At 41.2% G+C, this 25,276-nt stretch carries 26 protein-coding genes; 3 read left to right on the top strand and 23 right to left on the bottom strand.

Translation table 11 applies throughout. The features are described 5' to 3' along the window. Positions 1-14: 14 nt before the first annotated feature. From tlp to acnA, 4 genes are all read right to left on the bottom strand, one after another. Positions 15-260, bottom strand: a complete 246-nt coding sequence (gene tlp / locus BMZ58_RS16360; RefSeq protein WP_425268668.1) for a small acid-soluble spore protein Tlp — start codon at positions 258-260, stop codon at positions 15-17. A 274-nt stretch (positions 261-534) separates the two neighbouring features. After that, a complete protein-coding gene (locus tag BMZ58_RS20850) occupies positions 535-678 on the bottom strand; it encodes an FbpB family small basic protein (protein ID WP_167360102.1) in 144 nt (47 codons plus the stop codon). Positions 679-729: 51 nt separating this feature from the next. Then, complete coding sequence (locus BMZ58_RS16350; RefSeq protein ID WP_075037633.1) at positions 730-1,314, bottom strand: TlpA family protein disulfide reductase; 585 nt, start codon at positions 1,312-1,314, stop codon at positions 730-732. 169 nt (positions 1,315-1,483) lie between these two features. Next, positions 1,484-4,189 (bottom strand): aconitate hydratase AcnA, encoded by a 2,706-nt coding sequence (gene acnA / locus BMZ58_RS16345; RefSeq protein WP_075037632.1) that lies wholly within the window; start codon positions 4,187-4,189, stop codon positions 1,484-1,486. Positions 4,190-4,472: 283 nt separating this feature from the next. Between acnA and BMZ58_RS16340 the strand changes: the two genes are divergently transcribed. Continuing rightward, positions 4,473-4,901: a DUF2621 domain-containing protein gene (locus BMZ58_RS16340; protein WP_075037631.1), complete on the top strand. Its 429-nt coding sequence runs from the start codon at positions 4,473-4,475 to the stop codon at positions 4,899-4,901. Positions 4,902-4,911: 10 nt separating this feature from the next. Here BMZ58_RS16340 and BMZ58_RS16335 read toward each other — a convergent pair whose 3' ends face one another. The 8 genes from BMZ58_RS16335 to BMZ58_RS16305 all read right to left on the bottom strand — a co-directional run bounded on the left by BMZ58_RS16335 (position 4,912) and on the right by BMZ58_RS16305 (position 10,645). Further along, positions 4,912-5,394, bottom strand: a complete 483-nt coding sequence (locus BMZ58_RS16335; protein WP_075037630.1) for a CcdC family protein — start codon at positions 5,392-5,394, stop codon at positions 4,912-4,914. Positions 5,395-5,428: 34 nt separating this feature from the next. After that, entirely contained in the window at positions 5,429-5,584 is a 156-nt protein-coding gene (locus BMZ58_RS21215) for a hypothetical protein (protein WP_167360101.1), read from the bottom strand. Between the two features lie 10 nt (positions 5,585-5,594). Further along, positions 5,595-6,023, bottom strand: a complete 429-nt coding sequence (locus tag BMZ58_RS16330) for a Na(+)/H(+) antiporter subunit B (protein WP_075037629.1) — start codon at positions 6,021-6,023, stop codon at positions 5,595-5,597. Positions 6,024-6,093: 70 nt separating this feature from the next. Further along, positions 6,094-6,795 carry a cytochrome c biogenesis CcdA family protein gene (locus BMZ58_RS16325; protein ID WP_075037628.1) on the bottom strand — a complete coding sequence of 234 codons (702 nt, stop codon included), beginning with the start codon at positions 6,793-6,795 and terminating at the stop codon, positions 6,094-6,096. 141 nt (positions 6,796-6,936) lie between these two features. Beyond that, the gene (locus tag BMZ58_RS16320; protein ID WP_035505139.1) at positions 6,937-7,161 is read right to left on the bottom strand and encodes a YneF family protein; all 225 of its coding nucleotides are present in this window, start codon (positions 7,159-7,161) and stop codon (positions 6,937-6,939) included. A 316-nt stretch (positions 7,162-7,477) separates the two neighbouring features. Then, the gene (tkt, locus tag BMZ58_RS16315) at positions 7,478-9,481 is read right to left on the bottom strand and encodes a transketolase (protein WP_075037627.1); all 2,004 of its coding nucleotides are present in this window, start codon (positions 9,479-9,481) and stop codon (positions 7,478-7,480) included. A gap of 181 nt (positions 9,482-9,662) precedes the next feature. Next, the gene (locus BMZ58_RS16310; RefSeq protein WP_075037626.1) at positions 9,663-9,896 is read right to left on the bottom strand and encodes a DUF896 domain-containing protein; all 234 of its coding nucleotides are present in this window, start codon (positions 9,894-9,896) and stop codon (positions 9,663-9,665) included. Between the two features lie 98 nt (positions 9,897-9,994). Beyond that, complete coding sequence (locus BMZ58_RS16305) at positions 9,995-10,645, bottom strand: YneB family resolvase-like protein (RefSeq protein ID WP_075037625.1); 651 nt, start codon at positions 10,643-10,645, stop codon at positions 9,995-9,997. A gap of 312 nt (positions 10,646-10,957) precedes the next feature. On the opposite strand from BMZ58_RS16305, the gene lexA reads away from it, so the two are divergent. Further along, a complete protein-coding gene (gene lexA, locus BMZ58_RS16300) occupies positions 10,958-11,581 on the top strand; it encodes a transcriptional repressor LexA (RefSeq protein WP_075037624.1) in 624 nt (207 codons plus the stop codon). A 208-nt stretch (positions 11,582-11,789) separates the two neighbouring features. Here the strand turns inward: lexA and BMZ58_RS16295 are convergent, their stop codons facing one another. From BMZ58_RS16295 to miaA, 8 genes are all read right to left on the bottom strand, one after another. Further along, on the bottom strand, positions 11,790-12,173 hold the full coding sequence (locus BMZ58_RS16295; RefSeq protein ID WP_075037623.1) for a hotdog family protein: 384 nt from the start codon (positions 12,171-12,173) through the stop codon (positions 11,790-11,792). Between the two features lie 263 nt (positions 12,174-12,436). Beyond that, the gene (gene glnA, locus BMZ58_RS16290) at positions 12,437-13,768 is read right to left on the bottom strand and encodes a type I glutamate--ammonia ligase (RefSeq protein WP_075037622.1); all 1,332 of its coding nucleotides are present in this window, start codon (positions 13,766-13,768) and stop codon (positions 12,437-12,439) included. Positions 13,769-13,792: 24 nt separating this feature from the next. Further along, on the bottom strand, positions 13,793-14,197 hold the full coding sequence (locus BMZ58_RS16285; RefSeq protein WP_075037621.1) for a MerR family transcriptional regulator: 405 nt from the start codon (positions 14,195-14,197) through the stop codon (positions 13,793-13,795). A 117-nt stretch (positions 14,198-14,314) separates the two neighbouring features. After that, on the bottom strand, positions 14,315-15,571 hold the full coding sequence (locus tag BMZ58_RS16280; protein ID WP_075037620.1) for a methionine gamma-lyase family protein: 1,257 nt from the start codon (positions 15,569-15,571) through the stop codon (positions 14,315-14,317). A gap of 19 nt (positions 15,572-15,590) precedes the next feature. Continuing rightward, entirely contained in the window at positions 15,591-16,823 is a 1,233-nt protein-coding gene (hflX, locus tag BMZ58_RS16275; protein ID WP_075037619.1) for a GTPase HflX, read from the bottom strand. Positions 16,824-16,900: 77 nt separating this feature from the next. Continuing rightward, positions 16,901-17,842, bottom strand: a complete 942-nt coding sequence (locus BMZ58_RS16270) for an AAA family ATPase (RefSeq protein ID WP_244151622.1) — start codon at positions 17,840-17,842, stop codon at positions 16,901-16,903. Between the two features lie 123 nt (positions 17,843-17,965). Next, on the bottom strand, positions 17,966-18,190 hold the full coding sequence (gene hfq / locus BMZ58_RS16265; RefSeq protein WP_075037618.1) for an RNA chaperone Hfq: 225 nt from the start codon (positions 18,188-18,190) through the stop codon (positions 17,966-17,968). A gap of 45 nt (positions 18,191-18,235) precedes the next feature. After that, the gene (miaA, locus tag BMZ58_RS16260) at positions 18,236-19,165 is read right to left on the bottom strand and encodes a tRNA (adenosine(37)-N6)-dimethylallyltransferase MiaA (RefSeq protein ID WP_075037617.1); all 930 of its coding nucleotides are present in this window, start codon (positions 19,163-19,165) and stop codon (positions 18,236-18,238) included. Between the two features lie 185 nt (positions 19,166-19,350). On the opposite strand from miaA, the gene BMZ58_RS16255 reads away from it, so the two are divergent. Beyond that, a complete protein-coding gene (locus BMZ58_RS16255; RefSeq protein WP_075037616.1) occupies positions 19,351-19,710 on the top strand; it encodes a helix-turn-helix domain-containing protein in 360 nt (119 codons plus the stop codon). 214 nt (positions 19,711-19,924) lie between these two features. On the opposite strand, the gene mutL is transcribed toward BMZ58_RS16255, so the two are convergent. From mutL to BMZ58_RS16240, 3 genes are all read right to left on the bottom strand, one after another. Next, a complete protein-coding gene (mutL, locus tag BMZ58_RS16250) occupies positions 19,925-21,787 on the bottom strand; it encodes a DNA mismatch repair endonuclease MutL (protein ID WP_075037615.1) in 1,863 nt (620 codons plus the stop codon). Positions 21,788-21,800: 13 nt separating this feature from the next. Beyond that, positions 21,801-24,377: a DNA mismatch repair protein MutS gene (gene mutS / locus BMZ58_RS16245; protein ID WP_075037614.1), complete on the bottom strand. Its 2,577-nt coding sequence runs from the start codon at positions 24,375-24,377 to the stop codon at positions 21,801-21,803. A 169-nt stretch (positions 24,378-24,546) separates the two neighbouring features. Next, positions 24,547-25,119 carry an outer spore coat protein CotE gene (locus BMZ58_RS16240; RefSeq protein WP_075037613.1) on the bottom strand — a complete coding sequence of 191 codons (573 nt, stop codon included), beginning with the start codon at positions 25,117-25,119 and terminating at the stop codon, positions 24,547-24,549. Positions 25,120-25,276: the final 157 nt, after the last annotated feature.

The raw sequence follows: 25,276 nt of genomic DNA, 5'->3' as shown, positions 1-25,276 counted from the left end.
GGTACAATTAAGCATTAATATTGTTGATGACGAGCTTCGTCCTTAATCTCCTGCCGCATCGCTTCTAGCGATTGGTTACGACGCTTATTTTTTTCCTCTATATTCCGTTTCTCTTCTTCTGTTGCAAATTGAAGGGCATCATGTGATGCTTCAATATTTTCAATAGTGTTCGTTACATTTTCTTGCAGGCGATCGACGTTGTCAGCACGATTATCAGGATTCGGTTTTTGATTAGCCATATGTTGATGTTTATGGGACATGATGTTAGCCTCCTGTATTTTCAATGGACCCTTTCAAAAAGAGTCATGATTTATTTTCCCTTGATACGTCAGAATTATGAGAAGAAAAAAAGTTAGAAAGGAACAAAGCTGGGGAGAATGGAGTCTAAAGTTGAGGAATAACTCTTTTCATCAGGCTGCTTACCTATTGTTCGGGTGGTTGCAGGGAACAACGAGGGTGTCGCTATTCAGGCCCACTTTAATACGGATGGACAAATTTGAATAATATCCTCCCCAATAAAAAAACAAATCCCTTTTATGATGGGATTTGTTTCATCCGTTCTTTATGGCGTTTTTCAATACGTTCATCAATTTGATCCAGTAACTTTTGATCTGCTTTAATAGAGCGGATGTTTTCTTTTACTCGATCCTCAAAAGAAATGGTTTTATGTTTTCTCATGGATACTCCTCCTTTTATAGGTAGGATTTCCATGATTTGATATAAATATTCCTAATTTAATGCATCTTTCTTCTCTATCATCATTTCATAAGTCATCGGACCTACAATTCTTGGTTCCTGAATGACTCCATCTGTCCCGATAAAATAAGTAGTCGGTATGGAGATGATCTGATACATCTGATTGAGTTCAAGCTCTTTATCCATCAGAATGGGGTACGTATACCCTCCTTCTTCCACAAACTTCCGTACATTCTCCCTGCTCTTCTCAGAACCTGTACCATTAACTGCCAGTATCACTACTTCATCCTCATAAGCTTCATGGAATCGTTGCATTTCAGGCATCTCTTCTCGGCACGGGGGACACCATGTCGCCCAATAGTTAAGAAAAACTTTTTTACCTCTGTAGTCAGACAGCTTTACAGTTTCCCCCTCAAGTGTTTGTAGGGTGAAATCAGGAGCCTTCTCCCCTACTTCCAAGCCATCTGGTGCATTCGGTGCTTTCATACCACCACTTTGCATTTCATCTTCTGACACAGGTTCTTTGTTATTTTCTGTGCCTGTTTGCTCAGTAATCGCAGACACAATGACAATAATGAAAAGCGTCAGCAAAAATGCTGTGGCCATCCATTTTTTCATAAATCGAGCCTCCGTCCATGTTAACCATCGTCTTTATTCTATATATAAGAATAAATAAACACATTTATGTATGTAAAGCAATCTGTATACAGTTCTAAAAAATGTCATAAAATGAAGAATCGGATATAAATAAAGGATCGCCCAACAAAAGGGGCGATCCTTAAAAAAGTTAGTTGAGTTTGTTACGCAGAACCATTTGCAGAATACCACCATGACGATAGTAATCGACCTCAACCTCACTGTCGAAGCGAGCTATAACATCAAATTCTTTCTTATTGCCCTTTTCATCTGTAGCTGTTACTTTGACGAGATCGCGAGGCTTAACATCTTCCCCAACTTCTACATCAAATGTTTCGCGTCCAGTTAATCCAAGAGATTCAACAGAATCTTCTGGTTGGAATTGAAGTGGAAGAACACCCATCATAACTAGATTGGAACGGTGTATACGCTCAAAGCTTTCAGCAATGACCGTCTTAATTCCAAGTAAATCTGTACCCTTAGCGGCCCAGTCACGAGAACTTCCCATACCGTAGTCGTTACCTGCAATGACCATCAGTGGTGTTTGGTCTTGCTGATACTTCATAGCAGCTGTATAGATTGGCATAACTTCTTCTGTAGGCCAGTAAGTTGTAAAACCGCCTTCTGTACCTGGAGCTAACTCATTACGGATACGAATATTTGCAAACGTACCGCGCATCATAACCTCATGGTTACCACGACGGGAGCCGTATGAGTTAAAGTTACGAGGACTTACCCCGTTCTCTTGCAAGTATTCCCCTGCAGGCATATCTTTAGGGATCGCACCTGCTGGAGAGATGTGGTCGGTTGTTACAGAATCTCCGAACTTCCCGACGACACGCATACCTTCGAGAGGTTTAACTTTTTCTGGTTCACTTGAAAGACCTTCAAAGAACGGAGGGTTCTGGATGTACGTGGATTTGTCATTCCAATCATACAATGGCTCATCTGTTGTATTGATTTCATTCCACTTCTCGTTACTATTGAAAACATTCTCATATTCTTTACGGAATATTTCAGGTGTGACTACACGAGTTATTTCAGATTTGATTTCCTCTTTAGATGGCCAGATGTCATCAAAGAATACATCATTTCCATCTTGGTCTTTTCCGATAGCCTCTTTCTTGAGGTCGATGTCTACTGTGCCCGCAAGAGCATAAGCCACAACTAAAGGCGGAGATGCCAAGTAGTTCGCTTTCACTAGCGGGTGGATACGACCTTCGAAGTTACGGTTACCGGATAAAACAGAAGACACTGTCAAGTCGCTGTCAGCAATCGCTTTTTCGATTTCTGGTAGCAATGGTCCTGAATTACCGATACAAGTAGTACAACCATACCCGACAAGGTTGAAACCAAGCTGATTCAAGAATTGCATTAATCCAGAATCTTCAAGGTAACGGGTAACAACTTTGGAACCCGGCGCAAGAGAAGTCTTCACATAGTCAGGTACTTGCAAACCTTTTTCTACAGCCTTCTTAGCAACGAGACCTGCACCTAGCATTACGTGCGGATTTGATGTATTTGTACAAGAAGTAATGGCTGCGATCGCTAGAGCACCTGTGTTCATGACAGACTTATCTCCATTATTAAATGTCACTTCGACTTCTTTATCGAACTCTGATTTGTCCAATCCGAAACCATGGTTTCCTGCCGGACCTGTGATGGCCTTTTCAAATGAATCTTTCATTTGAGATAGAGGAATCAAGTCTTGTGGACGCTTAGGTCCTGACAAGTTCGGTTCCAAGTCACCGAGATCGATTTCAACAAGAGAAGTAAAATCCGGATCCTCAAAGGATGGATCATACCACAGGTTGTTTTTCTTACAATATTCTTCCACCAGTTTAATTTGTTCTTCACTCCGTCCAGTTAAGCGGAGATACTCAAGTGATTCACCGTCAACCGGGAAGAAACCACAGGTTGCACCATATTCTGGTGCCATGTTGGATATCGTAGCACGGTCAGCAAGTGGCATTTCCTGTAAGCCTGGTCCGAAGAACTCTACAAATTTACCGACTACGTTCTGTTCACGCAGTTTTTGTGTAACTTTCAGTGCTAAGTCTGTTGCAGTGGTGCCTTGTGGGAAACTTCCGTTCAGTTTCACACCAATCACTTCTGGAGCTGGGAAGTAAGAAGGTTGTCCAAGCATTCCTGCTTCAGCTTCGATTCCTCCCACACCCCATCCAAGCACACCAAGACCATTAATCATTGTCGTATGTGAGTCTGTACCGACTAGTGTATCAGGATAAGTATCAAAAGAGCCGTTCTCATTTTCTTTCGCATGAACGACATTGGCGATATATTCGAGGTTCACCTGGTGGACGATTCCAGTCGCAGGTGGGACTGCACGATAATTATCGAAGGCTTTTTGTGCCCAGTGCAAGAATTCATAACGTTCTTCATTTCGCTCAAATTCAAGATCCATGTTCACGTTTAGTGAATCTGGTGTTCCGTATTTATCAACTTGTACGGAGTGGTCGATGACAAGATCTACAGGAACTTCCGGATTAATCTTATCTGGACTCCCTCCCATATCTACCATCGCTTTTCTCAATGATGCTAAGTCTACGACAGCAGGTACGCCTGTGAAATCTTGCAAAATAACACGGGAAGGTTTGAATGGTACATCTTCCCCTTTAGATTTTTCAGTTCCCCAGTTTGCTAGACTCTCTACGTGTTCATCTTTTATGACACGACCGTCATGTTGACGCAATAGAGATTCTAGTAGGATACGGATGGAGAAAGGCAGACGGGAGATCTTACCATGCCCCGCATCTTCTAAGGCTTTCAAGTCGTAATAGTTGTACGTTTGGCCATTTAGGTCAAATTGTTTGCGAGCATTAAAAGCATTGCTAGCCATATTCCTTTTACCCCCTCATCAATATTCAATGGCGATACCGTTATTCCGGCTTCCCCATTCCCCAATTAGTGTACATTTGATCCTTTGTTTATAACAAGTTCACAAATCTGCAATCTTTATTGTAAATGAAAACGATTTATAAGTAAAATGAATGAACACAAATTTTTCTGAATTTCTTTATTTTTTTACAAGAATCAACAACTTCATATACGCTTGTATTTAATGAGCTAAACTTTTATAATTAAAACAACAAATGACTCAAGAAAATGAAACAGGTGATAGTATGTCAGGTGGGTTTGCCTTATTCATCGTCGGTTGGATTGTCATCATGATTGGATTGATGAGTATTGGTGGCTTTTTCATGTTTCGAAAATTTTTGAAACGTTTACCGAAAGAAGATGGAAAGTCAATCATTGATTGGGAAGAGTATTATGTTGATCAAACGAGGCATATGTGGTCGTCAGAGCAAAAAGAATTACTTGAAGAATTGATCTCCCCTGTTCCAGAGCTCTTCAGGGATGTAGCAAGACAGAAAATCGCAGGGCGCATCGGAGAGCTTGCCCTGCAAAAGAAAAAGAAAAAGATCACCCAGGATATTTTGATCGAGGGTTATATACGCGCCACGCCTAAGAGGGATCATAAATTTTTGATCAAAAAATTAGAAGAAAAGAAAATCGATATGACCCCGTACGATCCATTGCTTGAACGTTAAAGGACCCGGCTTATGCCAGGTCCTTTTTTGGTTCGATATTCTTTTCTAAATGTAAATATTGCCTCAACATCGCTAGACGCCACGTTATGATCATACCAAAGGCAAGAAGGAAAAACATACCGCTTGTTTCGCCAAAGGATACATGCTGTCCAATAATTATTTTGAAGACAACTCGGAGAATTAACAAGCCGAAAAGTATAAAGATGAACGCTTTAGATGGTTTTAAATAAATTTCCCCATCTCTCACCTCGAATTTTGATGTGCGAATTAGGAAAACGGAAAAAATTACACCAATCATCAGAGCTTCAAGCACCTGGCTCCACTGAACCCGGAACATCGGAAACACAAACATCAGAGCACCAGTGCTCATGAAAAAAGGTGGCAAGATGATTTTTTTAACACTCGCCGGCTGCTTGGCGGCACGCAATCGGACAAAAATCATCCCGGTTGCCATTACGGCAGCGATTATAGTACTTGCAATCAACCACAACATAAAGATTCACTCTTTCTTTTCTGTCCTTACAAATTTAGGATAACAAACGTTTCGGCGGCTTCGAGGACACCACCATTTTTTCTACAAAAGTAATAACCATTGTGCTTAACTCAGGTTGAAGTGTTTTGTATTCCTCTACCACTTCTCCGCCATTGAATTTAGTATCATTTTTGTCTAAAGCTTCAGCCATGAATTCTCCCTTACCCGCGATCATTTGCGATTGTTAAAATAATTGTCATCGTAACACCGACAACTGCCAGATATACACCAAGATCAAAAAGTAGTGCTGTCGCTAGTTCTGTTTTACCAAGAATAGGAAGCTGGAAGTAGGCGAAAGTCTGGGTAAGAAACGGGGCATTGAAAATCATCCCCCCGATTCCAGTAGCTGCAGCTATGATTAGACCAACCGGGATAATCTGACGGAAATTAATAGGCAAAATCTTTTCCATCGCTTGAATACCATAAGCCATATACATAAGAATAATCGCCGCAGAAGTCATCAGACCCCCGATGAACCCACCACCAGGTGCATTATGCCCAGCGAAAAACAAGTAAATGGAAAACCCTAGTAGGATAAAGGCAATTAGCGTAGTTGTTGTTCTTAAAATAATGTCGTTTGTTCGGGTCATACAATTACTCCTTTTATGTTTTTAATCTATACCACACATCATAATACAAATGTACACTAAAATCCATCTCTCAGAACCCTTGAAAATTAAAGAGACCTGCTAGATATGAGGTAAGTTTAGCCATCCAATTAAAGTATAGAGCAATACCAACAAAGATCATGACATAGCCCCCTGCTTTTACAATGCCCGCACTATGCCGTTTAATCCAGTTCAATTTACCAATGAAGAAGGATAAGGCTACGAACGGTACAGAGAACCCAAGGGAATAAGCTAGCATCATAACTAAAAAGAGGTCCGGTGAGTCTGTTCCAAGAGACAAAACAGCTGCTAGTATAGGACCCGTACAAGGCGTCCATCCAAGGGAAAATGTAAGCCCGATGAGGAAAGTACCCAGATAACCAGAAGGGCGGTTTTTAAAGGAAATTTTTCTATCTTTCATCAAAAAATCAAAGTTGAATACCCCGATAATGACAAAACCGAAAAATATTATTAAAATCGCACCTAGTCGCCTGATGATCGTTTCATTGTGTATTAAGAACTGTGCAAAGAACGAGCCGGAGAAACCTAGTACTAAGAAAATTGTTGTAAAGCCTAACAAAAACATTGCTGTATGAATCAGACTCGTTTTCTTCAACATCCCATTGTCTTCTTTTAACTCTTGAACACTCATTCCTGTTATGTAGGAAAGGAAAGCTGGATATAAAGGAAAGACACATGGAGATAGGAACGATAAAAACCCCGCACCAAAAGCGAGAAATACATTCACATCCATTAATAATCACATCCTACTCATTCATTGTCGTCCCTATTGTATCAGAGCGGTTCACAAAAAACGATGTTGGAGCTTGTGAATATCCTTTGAACATTACATAGAGAAAGCCTTCTTTCCAAAGATGAAAGAAGGCTCGATTCATTATTTCATTTGATTGTTCATCGAACGCATCATTTGATTGATCTTCTTCTGTGATGGTTTCTGACCCATCTGCATCATCAATGTGCGTAACATTTGTTCGTTGATTGGTGGGTTTTTCTTTAAATAGTTCATCATATACTTTCTTGCGATGAAGAAACCTAGAGCTGCACCACCGACAAGAGTCAACAAGGCTATGATGATAACCCATACGATCCCCAATGTCATGACTTCGTCTTCCTCCTTCGTGTTGTCTCCCATAATAGTATAGTAAAACGATTTTTAGAATACAATAGTCGTTTTATGATATTAGCCCCTATTCCGTTTAACCGAACAGTTCCAGCCATAGCTTTCCCCTCTATCGCTATCAAATGCAATCAATAGTGGGGGCCCAGGAAGAGAACTGATTTCAGTGCCTGCCCTAGGATGTATAACATCAAAAGAGACAACAATAATTCTTATTCCCTATTATATCATAGGATATAGGCGTTAAGAAAACTAGAAAAAAAATAGCTGCCTCCATAACAGAGGCAGCTGAATACGGTTATTTCATCAAGTTTTCAGCATGTTTAACTACATTTTCAACTGTAAAGCCATAATTTTCAATAACTGTATCGCCAGGAGCTGATGCACCGAATGTATCTATTCCGATGATAGAACCATCCAAACCTACATAACGCTCCCATCCGAATGATGCTCCCATCTCTACGGCTAGACGTTTCCGCACATTCAATGGTAGCACTTTTTCTTTATACTCTTGAGGTTGAGCATTGAAACGATCGAATGAAGGTACACTTACCACTCGAACATCATAACCTTTTTTCTTCAGTTCCGCTTGAGCTTGTACAATAAGTTGAACTTCAGAACCTGAAGCGAGAAGAATCGCATCCGGCTCTTCTTTATCAGAATCACTCAAAATATAAGCACCTTGCTTCATTCCCTCATAAGCCTTCTCTTCTGTTCCTTCTAAAGTAGGAAGCCCTTGACGTGTAAGCACAAGAGCAGTAGGCATTGTTTCAGATTCCAGTGCTAGTCTCCATGCAGCATTGGTTTCGTTCCCATCTGCAGGTCTTAAGACAGAAAGGTTAGGCATAGCACGTAAAGAAGCTAGTTGCTCTACTGGCTCATGTGTAGGACCATCTTCTCCTACAGCAACTGAATCATGGGTGAATACATAGTTCACTGGAAGGTTCATTATGGCAGACAAACGAACAGCTGGACGTAAATAGTCACTGAATACGAAGAACGTACCTGCATAAACTTTCAGCCCTCCGTGAAGGCCCATGCCATTCAAGGCAGCCGCCATTGCGAACTCCCGAACACCGAACCAGATATTACGGCCCGCGTAATTTTCACGGGAGAAGTCTTCTTCCCCTTTTACCGTTGTTTTGTTGGAACCTGCAAGGTCCGCACTACCACCGAAAAAGTTAGGAATTGTTTTTGATAGAGCATTAATAGCGTCACCTGAAGCAGCACGCGTTGCCGGGCTGTCTTCCCCTACTGTGTATGAAGGAAGCTCTTTATCCCATCCTTCAGGAAGCTCGCCACGTATCGCTCTTTCAAATTCTTCTGCAAGTTTAGGATACTCTTCTTTATACTGAGCGACCAGTTCATTCCAGGATTGTTCTTTATCTTGACCATTCTTTTGAACTTTATCTTTAAAATCTTGATAAACTTCATCAGGTACATGGAACGGCTCGTGTTCCCACTCATAGAACTGTTTTGCAGCTGTTACTTCATCATCGCCTAGTGGGGCACCGTGAGAAGCAGATTTCCCTGATTTATTCGGAGAACCGTAACCGATGACTGTCTTAACTTCGATCATCGTCGGTTGTTTCGTGTTGGCTTTCGCTTTTTCTAGTGCTTTTGTGATTTCTTCTGTATTTGTGCCTTCTTCAACACGGATAACTTCCCAACCATATGCCTCATATCGTTTTTCAACACTTTCACTGAAAGAACGGTCAAGATCACCGTCTAGAGAGATATCGTTAGAATCGTAAAGGACGATTAGTTTTCCAAGTCCCAGATGTCCAGCAAGAGAAGCAGATTCTTGCGATACACCTTCCATTAAGTCACCATCTCCACAAATTGTATAGGTATAGTGATCCACGACATTATAACCTTCACGATTATACTTACTTGCCAGGTGAGCTTCTGCCATAGCCATACCTGTAGCCATTGCAATTCCTTGACCAAGAGGACCTGTAGTAGCCTCTACACCATCAGTGTGGCCAACCTCAGGGTGTCCAGGAGTTTTAGAATCCCACTGACGGAAGGACTTAAGGTCGTCCATTGTCACATTGTATCCAGATAAATGAAGCAAGCTGTAAAGAAGCATGGAACCGTGACCAGCTGAAAGGACAAAACGGTCGCGGTCGAACCAGTTAGAGTTCTTCGGATTGTGGTCCATAAATTGTGTCCACAATGTATATGCCATCGGAGCTGCCCCCATAGGCATTCCCGGGTGACCAGAATTTGCTTTTTCCACTGCGTCGATTGTTAAAGTTCGAATTGTATTGATTGATGTTTGTTCAAGGCTGTTTGCCATGTTCAATGTTCCCCTTTCTCTTCAGGTATATGTACCATGTATTATCCTATAATGAATTTCGCTCTGAAACAAGCATTGTGCGCAAATCTAATATAGTCTCTCAAATAATTTCCCCTGATTTGCTGGAAATAAACAATAAAAATCCGCCCCCGAAATAGAATCGAGCGCGGAGAAGTTTTACTTAATTCTTTTTTTCATTTCTCTGCATTTGGCGTAGTTTCTCAGGGGTTACGTCATTCCCTTTAGGATCAACCACAGTCACACCTTTTAGCTGATTTTTGAAAGACTTACGAGCACTTTTCAAATATTCCTGTCTTAATGTTTGTTGCTCCTCTTTTTCCTCTTTTGATAGTCCTTCTTGTTTCGATTTATTTGCTAACTCATTGATACGATTGATTTTTTCTTTAGATAGCATTAGATCCTACTCCTTTTTAATCATAGTTTGGATCGGATAAACATGAAAAAGACAAGAGATCCACGGATCCTTGCCCCATATACTATATATTAACTTGCTTACTCATCAATTTCAAGCGAAAGGTACTCCTTGTATCTACGGTGGACCGTGGCTTTTGAAACATCATAGCCCAACCCACGGAGTGTTGCAGCGATATCCTTGAAGGTAAGGTTGTTTTTCCGAAGCCGTACGACCTCTTCTATAGGAAATTCAATTCTTTCACGTCCGGGAGCTGAATGTTGATTCGATAAATTAGATGATGGGTCATACCCTTGCTCTACAGCCTTTCTCATCCCTCTTTTTATCTTCATATTGTGTATTTTGCGTTGGTATTCCTCCACAATACCGACGATTTGTAGCACCATAGAATCCGACTCTGACAATTGCAATTCCCCTTTATTAGAAAGCGAATAAACTTTTGTATTCAAGCGGTTCAATTGATGAAAAAGAGCAATTTTGGTATTTCCCCGGCCAAGGCGCGTTTCATCTTGGACGAGCAGGGCATCTGCCTCACCAGAAGAGAAGTATTCCAGAAATTCAAAAACACCTTCCCTTTCAATCTCATACCCACTTGCTTGTTCTTCAATACAATCTATGACTTCTAAACCGTTCTCATCCGCCATAGCCATCAATTCTGCTTTTTGTCTATTTAACGAAGTTACCTGGGCTTCTTTTTCTGTACTCACCCTGCAGTATAGGATTACTCTCATGATGAAGTTCCTCTCTATTCACTTATTAATCTATTTTTATACAGTTGTGACCATAGAATAATAGAGAATGATGAAACTAACAATAAATAAGATAATATACGTGTAATCAAGCTTTGAAAGTTTGTTAAACATAAAAATCCCTCCGTTTTTTGAGAACGAACGTTCTTAAGAACTTGTGTTCGCTTTTTGTTACTTTAAATTATATACGAATGTATGTTCTTGTCAACAGCTTTTTTCGAACGCTTGTTTGTATTACTTACAGATGCATGGTACAATGTGGTTACTATAATCCTATGTACGAGGTGCTAATCTATGAGTAAACTTTCAAAGCGGCAACAGGAAATATTAGATTTTATTAAAGAACAAGTAGTGATGAAAGGCTATCCTCCCTCTGTAAGGGAAATAGGGGAATCAGTAGGATTAGCCTCCAGTTCTACTGTTCATGGCCATCTCTCTCGATTAGAGAAAAAGGGCTATATCAGACGGGATCCTACGAAACCAAGAGCCATTGAAGTCATAGAGTTAGAGGAAGATCATAGTATCCCTAGAACTGAAGCTTCCTACGCTCCAGTAATTGGTAAAGTTACTGCGGGCTCTCCAATCACTGCAGTGGAAAACATTGAGGAGTATGTACCGCTTCCGGACACCTTGGTTGGCTCAGAGGACAATACGTTTGTCCTGATCGTACAAGGGGAAAGTATGATCGAAGCCGGAATCTTAGACGGGGATATGGTCATTGTAAGGCAACAACAAACTGCTCTTAACGGTGATATCGTTGTCGCTATGACAGAAGACGAAGAAGCGACAGTGAAACGGTTCTTTAAAGAAAGAAATCATATCCGCCTTCAACCTGAAAATGCCACCATGGAGCCAATCTTGCTAAATGATGTTTCCATATTAGGTAAAGTAGTAGGCTTATACCGTACAGTCCATTAAAAAAGAGACGAGCTCATTTCGCTCGTCTCTTGTTATTTTCGACCTCGTCTTTTATTCAGTCTTATCAATTGAACACTTCTTTCCCTAAACAACCATTGGAAGTATCGCCCAATTCTCCCAACAATCTCCCACGCTCTCGTTACCTCAATTTGTACGACATCCATGGAACACCCATTTCAGATCCCCTCCAATGCACAGATAAAATGATTTATTTTATACTTTTAATTATTCCATGACTGGTTCCCTGCATGACAATCTTGCCGAGTTGGTTTGTATAAATCGAAGTCATTTCAAGATTTTTCCGACCTTCCATTCTTTCCACCTTGGTGAGTGTGACTTCACAAGTAATTGTATCGCCAGTAAATACTGGCCGTAAAAACTCACTAACCATTTTCCTTGCGATATAATTCAAGTCTCCTCCTATTTTGGTAGCGATGCTTGCAGTCATCAGACCTTGTACCATAACCCTACCTCCTGAATCTTGTTCCGTATGATGTCTCCCTTGATCTCCTGTCAGCATCCCAAACTGCTCCACTTCTTCCCTAGTGAATGTATGGGTATGAGAAAAAACATCTCCACTTTTCAACTTCAAGGTATCCACTTCCTTTTACCATATTTAAATAGATTGCTATAAATCAATAGAGTGAATGAATATTCACTCATTAAAGACAACACTTCTTAGAACCTAATAAGTCATAAAAGCGGTTTTGGAAACATATTTACTCCCGTTCCATTACAAAAAATGAGGGTTGGTTCTCTGAATTATAAAAGGGTACCATCATTATAAAATAACCTGGCCAAAAAAATTCTCAAGTCAAAAAAGCCTTGACCAGGTATAGCCAAGGCTTTTTTTTATTAGTATGTTTGCAAGTATTGCTCGCGTTCCCATGGATGGACTTGGGTACGGAACATATCCCATTCGATCTCTTTAGCTTCAATAAAATGTTCAAATAAGTGCTCACCAAGAGTTTCCACCATGATTGGGTCTTGTTGAAGTTCTTCAAGAGCATCAAAAAGAGTAGCCGGGAGATCTTTCACTCCATGAGCTTCGCGCTCTTTCTTATCCATCACATAGATATTGCGATCGACAGGTGCTGGTGCCTCTAATTTATTCTTCACTCCATCAAGACCTGCAGCAAGAAGAACAGACATTGCCATATAAGGGTTGGCAGCCGGGTCTACACTGCGGACTTCAATACGAGTGCTCAATCCACGGGATGTCGGTACACGTACCAGTGGGCTGCGGTTTTGTCCTGACCAGGCAACATAACAAGGAGCTTCATAGCCTGGTACCAAGCGTTTATATGAGTTAACAGTCGGGTTTGTTACAGCTGTGAAGTTTGTAGCATGTTTGATGATGCCAGCCGTGAACTGATAGGCCACTTCAGAAAGCTGTTCTTCCCCTTTTTCGTCGAAGAAGGCATTACCGTTTTCATTGAACAAAGACATGTTGGCATGCATTCCTGATCCGTTAACACCAAACAGCGGCTTCGGCATGAAGGTTGCGTGTAAACCATGCTGTCGTGCAATGGTCTTAACCACAAGCTTGAAAGTTTGAATATCGTCACAGTGTTTTACTGCATTTGCATATTTAAAATCAATTTCATGCTGTCCAGGTGCTACTTCATGGTGGGATGCTTCAATTTCAAAGCCCATTTCTTCAAGCTCAAGGACGATATCACGACGGCAATTCTCCCCTAAATCGGTAGGAGCAAGGTCAAAATAGCCACCTCTATCGTTCAATTCCATTGTAGGCTCGCCTTTTTCGTCTAATTTAAACAAAAAGAATTCCGGCTCTGTCCCAATGTTGAAGGAAGAAAAGCCAAGTTCCTCCATTTTTTTAATGTTACGTTTCAGATTGTAACGCGGGCACCCTTCGAATGGTGTCTGATCCGGGTTATAAATATCACAGATGAATCGTGCCACTTTCCCCTTTTCAGATGTCCATGGGTAAACGACAAACGTATCCAAGTCTGGCACTAAATACATATCAGACTCCTCAATACGCACAAATCCTTCAATAGAGGATCCGTCGAACATCATCATGCCATCCAGTGCTTTATCTAACTGGCTCAGTGGAATTTCCACATTTTTGATTGTGCCAAGCATATCCGTAAACTGAAGGCGGATGAACTTGACGTTTTCCTCATCGATTTTTTTGTAAATTTCTTCTTTTGTTAACCCCATTGAATATCCCCTCTCAACAAAAAATTAATGGAAGAATCTAGACATTTCTCCCTGTCTGATTCCTAACTTACCTTGTCTTCCCGCTGTGAATAGTTCTCGTTGTAACATACGACGAAGTTCTTTCTCAGTAAGCTCATTATGAACTTCTTGAACTTGTTCTTCATCATACACTTCGTTCTCTGGCTGGTCATTCAGCTTCAGAACTTTTTTTATACCTGCCATATTGACCCCTTGATCTATCAAGTCTTTGATCTCTAACAATCGATCGACATCATTGAAAGAGAAAATACGGCGGTTTCCTTCCGAACGGGCCGGATGTATAAGCTCGTGTTGCTCATAATATCGGATTTGCCGTGCAGTAAGGTCTGTCAAAGATTGAACAATCCCCATCGGGAACAATGGCATAGAACGACGAATTTCATCACTCATCGATGTGCCTCCTCCCCATAAAGAATGATACTTTAATTATACGTGACGCAAGGGATATGTCAACATATGTGAGGAATGTTCACATAAATTTTAACGAATTTTTGAAAAGGCTATCATTCAGTCAGCCGTTGGTGTGAGCATTTCCTCCTTTAACAGTTGTTCTACTGCTTGGAGGACCGCTAATTTCACATGGGCATATGTCAACCCGCCCTGTACATATGCCGTATATGGAGGGCGAATCGGGCCATCTGCTGTCAATTCCAGGCTTGCCCCTTGAATAAACGTACCAGCAGCCATAATAACCTCATCGGTGTATCCTGGCATCGCACTAGGCTCCGGGCGGACATGCGAATTGATGGGAGAAGCCTGCTGAATGGCCTGACAGAACTTTACCATTTGCTCTGCTGTATTGAAATTGACCGACTGTATAAGGTCTGTACGTCTCGCATCGTAGGAAGGGTTTGTATCAAAGCCGAGTTCGGTTAGAAGCTTCGCAGAGAAAACAGCACCTTTCAACGCCTCCCCGACAACATGTGGAGCAAGGAAAATTCCTTGATACATCTCCTGAAGACTGTTCAAACTAGCACCCGTTTCTTTCCCTAGCCCCGGTGCAGTAAGTCGATAGCTGCACATCTCAATCAGTTTTTTGCGCCCCGCAATATAGCCCCCCATCCGGACTATTCCTCCGCCAGGATTCTTGATCAATGATCCGGCAATTAAATCAGCACCAACTTCGAGAGGTTCTTCGGTTTCTACAAACTCTCCATAACAATTGTCTACAAAGATAATGACATCCTTTTTTTGCTGGCGCACAAACTCTATAATTGATTTTAACTCTTTGATCAAAAAGGAAGGTCGATTGTCATAGCCTTTGGAACGTTGTATTGCTACAACTTTTGTTTTTTCAGTGATGGATGCCTGAATCTGATCTTTTGAAAAAGCCCCATCAGAATCCAATGGCACAGATTTGTAGGAGACACCAAAATCACTCAAGGAACCTGTATCCTCTCCCACTCCCGTTCCGATCACTTCTTTTAATGTGTCATAAGGTTCCCCGGATATGTATAAAAGTTCATCACCAGGTCGTAAAACTCCGAATAAAGATGTCGTAATTGCGTGGGTTCCAGAAATCAATTGCGGTCGGACTAGTGCATCTTCCGCAGAAAAGATCGTTGCATATAATTCTTCAAGGGTATCACGTCCAAAATCGTCATACCCGTACCCTGTAGTAGGATTGAAGTGCGAATCACTCACTCTTAGTTTTTGGAAGGCATGTAACACTTTTTCTTGATTAGCTTCGACAGTCTGATTGATTTTGTTATGTTGTCCTTCAATCTGTTGTTCTACTGTCCGTTTTAACTCTTGAATATTCATGATGTAACCTCTTCCTCGCTTATAAAATCTGATGTTTCAGTGGGTGATCAGGGTGAATGTATCCATGAAGTGCATACCCATCTTTTTCTTCATAATAGGTGAGCGATGTAACCATACTATAAGCTTTGAACTGTTGCAGGCGTTTCCCTTCAGATGATGGTACGAACACATCATACTCATCCCATTCTTCTCTCAACACTTCTTCAATCTTGTGCATCACCCTCTTACGATCAATAGAGTCATGAACACTTACCGTCAAGGATGGGTGGGAATTCGGAATAAAGTCTTCTTGTAATAAATCTTTTTTATTATAAACAGTCAGCATAGGTAAATGACCTGCACCAAGTTCATCCAGTAACTTCAGTACCGTATTTTCCTGCTGGATATGGTCTGGATGGGATGCATCAACCATGTGAAGGACAAAGTCCGCTTCTGTCACCTCTTCTAAAGTAGATCGGAAGGCGGCAATTAATGATGTTGGCAAATCCTGAATGAAACCAACAGTGTCAGAAATAAGCGCTAAAAAGCCAGAAGGAAGACTCATTTGTCTTGTTAATGGATCGAGGGTAGCAAATAAAAGATTCTCTTCAAAGGATTGACTGTCTGTCACTCTATTAAAGAAGGTTGATTTCCCTGCATTGGTATAGCCTACAATCGCGACTTGGAAAGCACGGTTTTCTTTCCGTCTTTTTCTATATTGCTCCCTTTGCTTAACCACGGTGTCCAGACGTTTTTTGATGTCATCGATTCTTCGCTGGATGTGACGACGATCCGTTTCAAGCTTCGTTTCACCAGGACCACGCGTCCCGATTCCTCCGCCTAAACGCGATAAAGCTGTCCCTTGTCCAGCCAGCCGCGGAAGCAAATACTGCAGCTGAGCAAGCTCCACTTGCAACTTACCTTCTTTCGTACGTGCTCTTCCTGCAAATATATCAAGGATTAATTGACTTCTATCTATGACGCGAACACCGACACGGTCAGATATGTTACGTAATTGCCCGGGGGAGAGCTCATCGTTAAAAATGACGAGTTCGGCTCCCCCCTCCTCAACAGCAAGTTTGATTTCTTCCAGCTTTCCCTCCCCAACATATGTAGCCGGGTGGACCCGGTCACGTTTTTGGGTAATGATTTTACTCACCTCTCCATCCGCTGTTTCTGTAAGCGACTGGAGTTCTTCTAAGGATGAATGTATCCGCTCCTCCTGCTCCATTGGATCAATTCTTGCAACCAATACAACTAATTCTTTTGCCATTGTTCTTCACCTACTTTTCCTCTTTCTATCTCCATTCATCATAACAGAAAAGCGATGGCAATGAATAACATCACCATCTAATGAAAAAACGACTCTTCTGTTGACACGGTAAAATCTTCCGCTTGCAAGGTCATCAGCATCTTCTTCTTAAAGGCCGGGCTGCTGATCACCCGGCAAGCATGTTTACGAATAGCTTCTTCGATAAGGTTCCGAACATACCTCGCATTCGAAAAATTATCGATCTTCCTGGCACAAACGGAGGTTAAATGCTGATAGAGCCTTCTTTCAGCTTCTCGTGTTAAACAATATTCCCGATCTTCAATCATTCCAAAAGCAATTTGTAAAAGTTCATTAGCATCATAGTCTGGAAAGGAGAGCTGTAGAGGAAATCTCGATGCTAATCCAGGGTTTATCGTTAGAAAATCTTCCATTTCATCCGGGTACCCTGCAAGGATGACAATCAGTTCGTCATGATGGTCTTCCATACATTTGACTAATGTATCGATTGCTTCCTTGCCAAAATCTTTTTCCCCACCTCTGGCAAGAGAATAAGCCTCATCTATGAAAAGAACCCCGCCAAGCGCCTTATGAATCAATTCTTTTGTTTTTCGGGCCGTATGACCGATATATTCGCCAACTAGGTCACTGCGGTCTGCTTCGATGAAATGCCCTTTTTCTAAGACATTCACTTCGCGAAATAAAGTAGCCACCATTCTGGCTACAGTTGTTTTTCCTGTACCCGGATTTCCTTTAAACACCATGTGTAACACTTGATGGTTCGCTTTAAGACCGGCATCCACTCTTTTTTGAGATATAAAGACTTGTGCATAAATCTCTTTCAATGTCTTTTTTAAAGATTCCATCCCTATGATGCTTGAGAAAAACTCATCGATCTTACAAAAAGGGGCAGCTGGCTGTTCTCGCACGACCGCTTTCCGTTCAGGGACAGCTTTATCTTTCATATCATTCAATACGATGTTAATCGTGCTCGGTCTCGCTGTTTTAGCCTGCGGTTGCACATCAATCCCTCCTCATTCTCCTTCATCATACGCGGCATGGAGAGAACCTGTGACAAACGCCCAAAAGTTGACATCAAAGATAAAGCGGATGCCCGTTTAAAGGGCATCCGCTTTATGTACACGCTATTCTTTATCCAATGAAATATTTTTCACAGGAGCAAATGTAGAAATTGCATGTTTGAATATCAATTGTTGTTTTCCTTCTGTCTCCAATAGGACAGTGAAGTTGTCGAAAGCTTTGACAACGCCTCTCAGCTGATAACCATTAAGCAGAAAGACGGTCACCTGCATACGTTCTTTTCTTAATTGATTCAAGTAATTGTCCTGGATATTAACAGATTGGGCCATGGATCTTCCTCCTCTTTTCTATCTGTAATATTACGTTTCTACGTATTAATCTATCTTTCCTGCTAAATCGCCTAAAATTGTTTCAAATTTATCTTCATAGTTAGAAGGGGTTATTTCATACCATTGAACGTCCATTTTATTTTTAAAATAGGTGTATTGCCGTTTAGCATACCTTCTCGAGTTCCGCTTCAATAATTCGACAGCCTCATTCCATTCACAATAACCTTCAAGGTATGGAATCAATTCTTTATAACCGATCGCCTTCATTGATTGTTCATCCTTAAAACCCTGATTATAAAGCCTTTTAACTTCATCCACCAGACCTTCTTCAATCATTCCATCTACTCTACGGTTTATACGTTCATATAAAAGTTCCCGCTCCATCTCCAAACCAATTAATATAGGCCGGAACGGTGATTCCTCTGATTGGTCTTCATGATATTCACTCATCACTTGTCCAGTCGTTTCATAAAGTTCCAGCGCCCGGATTACTCTTCGCTCATTATTTGGGTGGACCCGTTTCGCTTGTTCGGGATCAATGGACTGAAGGCGCTCGTACATATATAATCTTCCTTTTTTTACCATTTCTCTTTCCAGGCGTTCGACGACAGCCGGGTCTTTTTTCTGTTCAGAGAAATTGAAATCATAAAGTGTTGCCTGTATGTATAAACCTGTCCCTCCTACAAGAATAGGTACCTTGTCCCTGGAGCTTATTTCTTTGATTAAATGCTGGACTTTTTCTTGAAATTCAGCCACAGAAAAACTCTCATCCGGGTTTTTAATATCAATCATATGATGAGGAATCCCACCAGCTTCCTGATCGGACACTTTCGCTGTCCCAATATCCATTGTCCGATAAACTTGCATGGAATCTCCACTAATCACTTCCCCATCAAACCGTTTGGCTATCTCGACCCCCAATTTCGACTTGCCAACCGCTGTCGGCCCGACGATTGCTATAACTAATGGCTTCATAAATCCACCTCCTTCACATTTCCTTATTATACATGATTGGCTCTACAATCATACCTCAGGCCACAAACTAACGCAATCCGTTACCGTAACTAACGAATTCCGTTAGTAAAATTCAAAATATTCGTTAGTCTTACTATCGTAAGTCGTTAGTATGTGTTATAGTATAGAAAAGGAGGCGTCTTAAAGTGGTTCATGAAAGAATTCGTTCACTTAGAAAAGAGAGACGTTTAACACAGTCGATGTTAGCTGAAAAAGTCGGTGTGTCCCCACAAGTCGTATCGAATTGGGAGCGAAATTATACTTCTCCAGATCTTGAGGATTTAACTAAAATCGCCAATGCCCTTCATACCACCGCAGATTATCTCCTGGGATTAAGTGATGAACTGGAAGATGAAATGCGTGAAATTAAGCAGCTCCTAGAAACAAAGGGTTACAATAAACCAGTGTTTTTTGATAAAAAAGCATGGTTCGGTATCCAACCGGAAGATATTAAACAAATTGATAATTATTTCCGTTTTTTATTGCAACAAAAAAATATCTCCTAGCCCTCCCCTATTACAAAATATGCTATCATACCAGTTGATAATAAAATGATTACGTAAACTTATATAAAAAAAGTGAGGCCTCATATGATTCGAGGCCTCACTTTTTTTGGGGAAAGTTATTTAATTTTTATTATCGGTTACAACTCCTGCGTTTCCATAAACTCCTCAGGACATTTGCACTCTTTTCCACTTATGTTTCGATTTTCCTTCAGAGTTACATAACACGCTTGAACATCTTTTCCATTTCATATTCGGAGAAAAAAACAATAATCGGTCGACCATGCGGACATGTAAACGGATCCGTCGACTTTCGCAAATCCTCTAAAAGTTGGAACATGTCTGCCTGATTCAAGTAGTGGTTAGCCTTTATCGAACGTTTGCAAGACATTAAAATTGCCGCTTCTTCCCTCAGTTTCAATATGTCAATTCTATCCTCATTAATCAACTGCTGAATCATTTCATCCATGATTTCTTGTTCAAACCCTTTCGGGAACCATTGGGGGTGACTACGGATAATGTAGGTGGTATCACCGAAAGGTTCAAAAAACAGACCAACCTTTTCAAGTTCTTCTTTGTATTCTTCTATACGGAGCGCTTCCTTTTTAGAAAAATCAAAGGTCATAGGCACAAGTAACTCCTGGACTTCATGTTCCACTTCTGCAAATTTATCACGGAAAAACTCATACTTGATCCGCTCCTGGGCTGCGTGTTGATCGACTATATACATGCCTTCTTCATTTTGTGCAAGGATATACGTGCCATGAAGTTGACCAATTGGATACATGGTCGGCACTCTTTTATCCACTTCTTCTTTGTTCTCTTTTTTCTCCGGGGTGTCTCTTTCTAGAATACTTGGTCCGTCTGGATTGTTATCGGAATCAAAAGTAGGAACCATTTCTTTCAACAATTCATCTTGTTGTTGAGTATACGTTTGGGTGGAAGGCTCTTTTTCGTATGTGACTAGATGATCGACAGTCGATTCTCTCTGTCTGTGAGCATCTTCTCTTCTAGTTTCATAAAGATCAAATGATTCCTGAGTTGTCTTTTCCTGTTGCGGCTTTGCTTTGGGTTCCTGTACATCAGGGATCAATGTTTGCTTACGGAACACTTCTCTTACCGTCTCTTCTATTAAATCATATAATTCTTTCTCTTTACTGAATCGGACCTCCATTTTTGCTGGGTGAACATTCACATCAACAAGAATAGGATCCATTTCAATATTCAATACCACGATCGGGCTTTTCCCAATGGGCAATAACGTATGATACCCCTGTAAGATCGCTTTATTCAAGGGTATGCTCCGTATGAAACATCCATTGATGATGGTTGACATGTATTGTCGTGTAGATCGGTAAACTTCAGGTTTTGCGATAAATCCAGTGATTGTAAAATCTGCCGTTTCCACTTCAACTGGAACCATCTTCATAGCAACGTTTCTTCCGTAGATGCTGGCTATTACTTGGAGCAGATCGCCCCTGCCGTTCGTTTTAAATATCTGCTTTTCATTATGGGTACATAAAAATTGGACTTCAGGATGAGCCAACGCCATCCGGTTCAATACATCTGTAATGTGTCCAAGCTCTGTATGAATGGTTTTCATATATTTTAACCTGGCAGGAGTATTGAAAAACAGTTCCTCAACTGTTATGTCTGTCCCCTTCCTTGCATCACTTTTTCCTTGATTAAGCAGGTGTCCACCTTCAAATTCCAACTTTGTTCCGGCTTCTTCCCCTGTCGATGTTTGTACGCTCAGACGACTTACAGCTGCTATACTTGCAAGAGCTTCTCCCCGGAAACCTAGAGTCCGGACATGAAAGAGATCATTTTCATCAATAATTTTACTCGTTGCATGACGGTGAAATGCTCTTTCGCAGTCTTCCTCATCCATCCCGGCACCATCATCAATAATGCGGATACGCTGCAAGCCCGCTTCCATTAGGTCGATTTTAACCCAGTTCGCACCGGCATCGATACTGTTTTCCACAAGTTCTTTGACGACAGAGGCAGGGCGTTCGACAACTTCCCCGGCAGCTATTTTGTTCGCTAAATGGTCTGGCATCAGTCGGATACGCGCCATCTCTGTACCTCCTTTATGATTTAAGACGTTTCTGTAATTGATATAGTTCGTTCATGGCATCCATCGGGGTCATTTCCATGAGATCCAGGGAATGCAGACGTTTTTCTATCTCCGAAGATCTTTTCTCGTTCACTGGCTTCGGCTTAGCTTCTTCGACGAACAGACTCAGCTGTTGCTCTGATTCTTCCAATTCTTTTACTTTTTTGTCAGGCTGTGCATTTTCAAGTTGATCTAAAAGTTCACTGGCCCGATCAATTAGTACATCAGGAAGATGAGCTAGTTTAGCCACATGAATACCGTAACTCTCATCTGCAGGTCCTTCTTTTATTTGGTGAAGAAATACTACATTCCCTTCATACTCTTCTGCACGGACATGGACGTTTTTCAGATGATTCAATTGTTCATCTAAAGTCGTCAGTTCATGGTAGTGTGTAGAAAATAACGTTTTTGCTTTGATTTCTTCATGGATGAACTCTACGATGGCCTGCGCCAGCGCCATTCCATCATAAGTACTTGTCCCTCTTCCGATTTCATCAAGAAGGATCATACTGTTCTCTGTCGCATGACTCAAAGCGTGATTGGCTTCTAACATTTCAACCATGAATGTACTATGTCCGGACACAAGGTCATCTGCAGCGCCGATTCTTGTGAATATTTGATCGAATATCGGTAAGCTAGCAGACTCACATGGAACAAAACAACCCATCTGGCCAAGGATAGCCGTGAGAGCAAGTTGACGCATGTACGTACTTTTACCGGACATATTCGGACCTGTGATAAGTAAAACATCCGTACTTTCATCCATATAGATGTCATTAGGGACGAATGTGCCTTCTTTCATCACCTTTTCAACTACGGGATGCCGCCCCTGTTTAATATTCACAATTCGCTCATCAGTATATTCAGGACGTACATATTGATATGCTTCAGCAACTTGAGCGAAACCTTGTAATACATCAATTTGACTAATTTGCTCTGCTAAATGCTGGAGGCGTTTAACATACGTTTTTACTTTCTCTCTTACTTCCAAAAACAACTCATACTCTAACTCTATGCTCTTCTCTTGAGCTTCTAAAATCATGGTTTCTTTTTCTTTCAATTCCGGTGTAATAAAACGTTCCGCATTCGTAAGTGTTTGTTTTCTTTCATACCGGCCTTCAGGCAAATGACGCAAATTCGCTTTTGTCACTTCAATATAGTATCCAAATACACGATTATAGCCGATTTTTAATGACTTGATCCCGGTCTGCGTCCGTTCTTTTTGCTCTAATTCCGCAATCCATTGCTTTCCGTTCTTGGAAGCATAGCGATAATCATCCAATTTTCCATTAAACCCGTCTTGAATCAATCCACCTTCTTTTACCGTGATCGGAGGATCATCAGCGATACTCTCATCTAAAAGGGTCTTTAAATCACTGAGGGGATCGATTTTTTCGTAAAGTTTTTCTATCTTAGGATGAGTAAACTGTGCAAGCGTTGCTAAAATATTCGGAACTCTGCCTAACGAATTTCTTAGCTGGATCAAGTCTCTTGCATTAACATTTCCAAACGCAACCCTGCCCGCAAGACGCTCCAGGTCATAGACATTGGATAATTCATCTCTTAACGTTTCTCTCTCAAAAAATTGATCGAGGAAACCTTCCACTTGTTCATGCCTTGTAGATATAGCATCTGCTGATAGTAACGGTCGTTCCATCCATTTCTTCAGCATTCGTGCTCCCATGGAGGTAGTTGTTTTGTCGACCACCGAGAGTAAACTTCCAGACTTCCCCTTTTTACGAAGGGTCTCGAGTAATTCAAGGTTTCGTTTTGAATACATATCAAGAGTCATGAATTGCTTTAGCTCAATTATTTTCACAGGCTGAAGGTGATCGAGCGATCGTTTCTGGGTATGCTGAATATAATTTAACAGCCGACCGAACCCAGTTAACAATTTATCCTGGTGGACATCTTCTACTAGTTTATGAAACTCAGGAACTATTTCTGTTTCATCTTGATGAGAAACCGTGTATCCCAATCGTTCACTGAGCATCTGTTTATGCTCTTCATTAAAGTCAGATGCGACAACTACTTCTTTAACCGGACGACTGTATAATTCGCTCATTGCTGCATCAAAGCCACCAGAAATAAGTGCAACACTATTCTCCCCAGTCGTCAGATCATTGTAGCTAACTGTATAAGAACCATCATCAAAAGCGCTCAATGAAGCAAGGTAATTATTTTCCTTTTCATCTAACATGCTTCCTTCCATCACGGTCCCAGGGGTAATCAACTGCACAACTTCTCGTTTCACAACGCCTTTGGTTGCTTTTGGATCCTCTACTTGCTCACAAATAGCCACTTTGTACCCTTTTTCAATCAACTGCTTTATGTAATTTTCAGCTGAGTGGTACGGAACCCCGCACATCGGGATTCGCTCACTTCCACCCCCATCCCTACTTGTTAATGTGATTTCAAGTTCTTGGGATGCTTTTAATGCATCGTCAAAGAACAATTCATAAAAATCGCCTAACCGAAAAAATAGGAAGGCGTCTTTTTGATCTGCTTTTATTTTTAAATATTGCTGCATCATGGGTGTGTATTGTGCCATTAGAACAATCCTCCAAAACGTACATAAGATTCTTCCCTCATTATAGCATACAGGGCAAACCTTCTAATACAGAAGAGAATTGGTGGGGCTATTGAAACAGTCCAGATGCATTCCGGCCATGCACCTGGACAAAAAAGAAATCCTCGCTGAAACAGCAAGGAAGGATGAATTAATCTTTCTTATCATGGCTGCTTGATGATGATGGGAGGAAGTCCGTTTCAATCGCTGAGAAATCGTCTGATGATAAGTCATAGTCATAATCATCTTTATTATCACAACCGTGCGGGTCGACCTTCACGCAAAGTTTGGTCTCTCCAATGACATCCACGATAAATTCTCTTTCTACTTCTACTACGATTTTCTGACCATTTCCAGAAATATTCGCTTCTAAGCAGTTTGGTTGCTGTACGACTTTGGCAATAACCTCGAAGTCATCATGTACACAATTGTCATCTTTAACAGCTAATTTCACGTGATCACAGTAGCTTACTCGTTCTGTAACTACTTCTGTCTTGGTGTTGTCATTATACGAATACCAGACGTTGATGTCGTAACTTCCAGATACCTCGACGTGATCCCCTTTCTTCTTAGCGTTGTAGATGTGATTGATGACCCAACAACCTAAGATACTTGTCGGACGGTGCGAAGGGCTGATGGTGTGTGTGGATTCTGTGAACTTTTTACCTTTTCCGATTACAGCTTTTGTGATGATTTCTCTGTAATCTCGTTCAAAAAAAGACATAGGGTTTCATTCCTCCTTATTCTACCACCCATCCTATGCAGGGGTTGGGCGAATGGTGACTACCGTGATAATGGCCTAAGGACGTGTTTAATTCATTCTATGCAATAGGCTATAAAATTGTACAAAAAAATCCGCCAGAGGGGGGAAAACCCTCTGA

Origin of the sequence: Halobacillus dabanensis (assembly GCF_900114165.1) — a bacterium.
GTDB lineage: Bacteria > Bacillota > Bacilli > Bacillales > Halobacillaceae > Halobacillus > Halobacillus dabanensis.
Note: the sequence above shows the minus strand (reverse complement) of the source record. Positions and strands in the feature narration are given on the sequence as shown.

Coding starts and splice junctions, on each gene's coding strand:
- hflX (WP_075037619.1), bottom strand. CDS start 16,823: ATGGCAAAAGAATTAGTTGTATTGGTTGCAAGAATTGATCCAATGGAG.
- BMZ58_RS16340 (WP_075037631.1), top strand. CDS start 4,473: ATGTCAGGTGGGTTTGCCTTATTCATCGTCGGTTGGATTGTCATCATG.
- hfq (WP_075037618.1), bottom strand. CDS start 18,190: ATGGCCCAATCTGTTAATATCCAGGACAATTACTTGAATCAATTAAGA.
- tlp (WP_425268668.1), bottom strand. CDS start 260: ATGTCCCATAAACATCAACATATGGCTAATCAAAAACCGAATCCTGAT.
- BMZ58_RS16305 (WP_075037625.1), bottom strand. CDS start 10,645: ATGAGAGTAATCCTATACTGCAGGGTGAGTACAGAAAAAGAAGCCCAG.
- BMZ58_RS16310 (WP_075037626.1), bottom strand. CDS start 9,896: ATGCTATCTAAAGAAAAAATCAATCGTATCAATGAGTTAGCAAATAAA.
- acnA (WP_075037632.1), bottom strand. CDS start 4,189: ATGGCTAGCAATGCTTTTAATGCTCGCAAACAATTTGACCTAAATGGC.
- miaA (WP_075037617.1), bottom strand. CDS start 19,165: ATGAAGCCATTAGTTATAGCAATCGTCGGGCCGACAGCGGTTGGCAAG.
- BMZ58_RS16335 (WP_075037630.1), bottom strand. CDS start 5,394: ATGTTGTGGTTGATTGCAAGTACTATAATCGCTGCCGTAATGGCAACC.
- mutS (WP_075037614.1), bottom strand. CDS start 24,377: ATGGCACAATACACACCCATGATGCAGCAATATTTAAAAATAAAAGCA.
- BMZ58_RS16350 (WP_075037633.1), bottom strand. CDS start 1,314: ATGAAAAAATGGATGGCCACAGCATTTTTGCTGACGCTTTTCATTATT.
- BMZ58_RS16280 (WP_075037620.1), bottom strand. CDS start 15,571: ATGAATATTCAAGAGTTAAAACGGACAGTAGAACAACAGATTGAAGGA.
- BMZ58_RS16285 (WP_075037621.1), bottom strand. CDS start 14,197: ATGAGTGATGAAATTCGTCGTTCTATGCCATTGTTCCCGATGGGGATT.
- BMZ58_RS16240 (WP_075037613.1), bottom strand. CDS start 25,119: ATGTCTTTTTTTGAACGAGATTACAGAGAAATCATCACAAAAGCTGTA.
- mutL (WP_075037615.1), bottom strand. CDS start 21,787: ATGGCGCGTATCCGACTGATGCCAGACCATTTAGCGAACAAAATAGCT.
- BMZ58_RS16330 (WP_075037629.1), bottom strand. CDS start 6,023: ATGACCCGAACAAACGACATTATTTTAAGAACAACAACTACGCTAATT.
- lexA (WP_075037624.1), top strand. CDS start 10,958: ATGAGTAAACTTTCAAAGCGGCAACAGGAAATATTAGATTTTATTAAA.
- BMZ58_RS16325 (WP_075037628.1), bottom strand. CDS start 6,795: ATGGATGTGAATGTATTTCTCGCTTTTGGTGCGGGGTTTTTATCGTTC.
- BMZ58_RS20850 (WP_167360102.1), bottom strand. CDS start 678: ATGAGAAAACATAAAACCATTTCTTTTGAGGATCGAGTAAAAGAAAAC.
- glnA (WP_075037622.1), bottom strand. CDS start 13,768: ATGGGGTTAACAAAAGAAGAAATTTACAAAAAAATCGATGAGGAAAAC.
- tkt (WP_075037627.1), bottom strand. CDS start 9,481: ATGGCAAACAGCCTTGAACAAACATCAATCAATACAATTCGAACTTTA.
- BMZ58_RS21215 (WP_167360101.1), bottom strand. CDS start 5,584: ATGGCTGAAGCTTTAGACAAAAATGATACTAAATTCAATGGCGGAGAA.
- BMZ58_RS16320 (WP_035505139.1), bottom strand. CDS start 7,161: ATGACATTGGGGATCGTATGGGTTATCATCATAGCCTTGTTGACTCTT.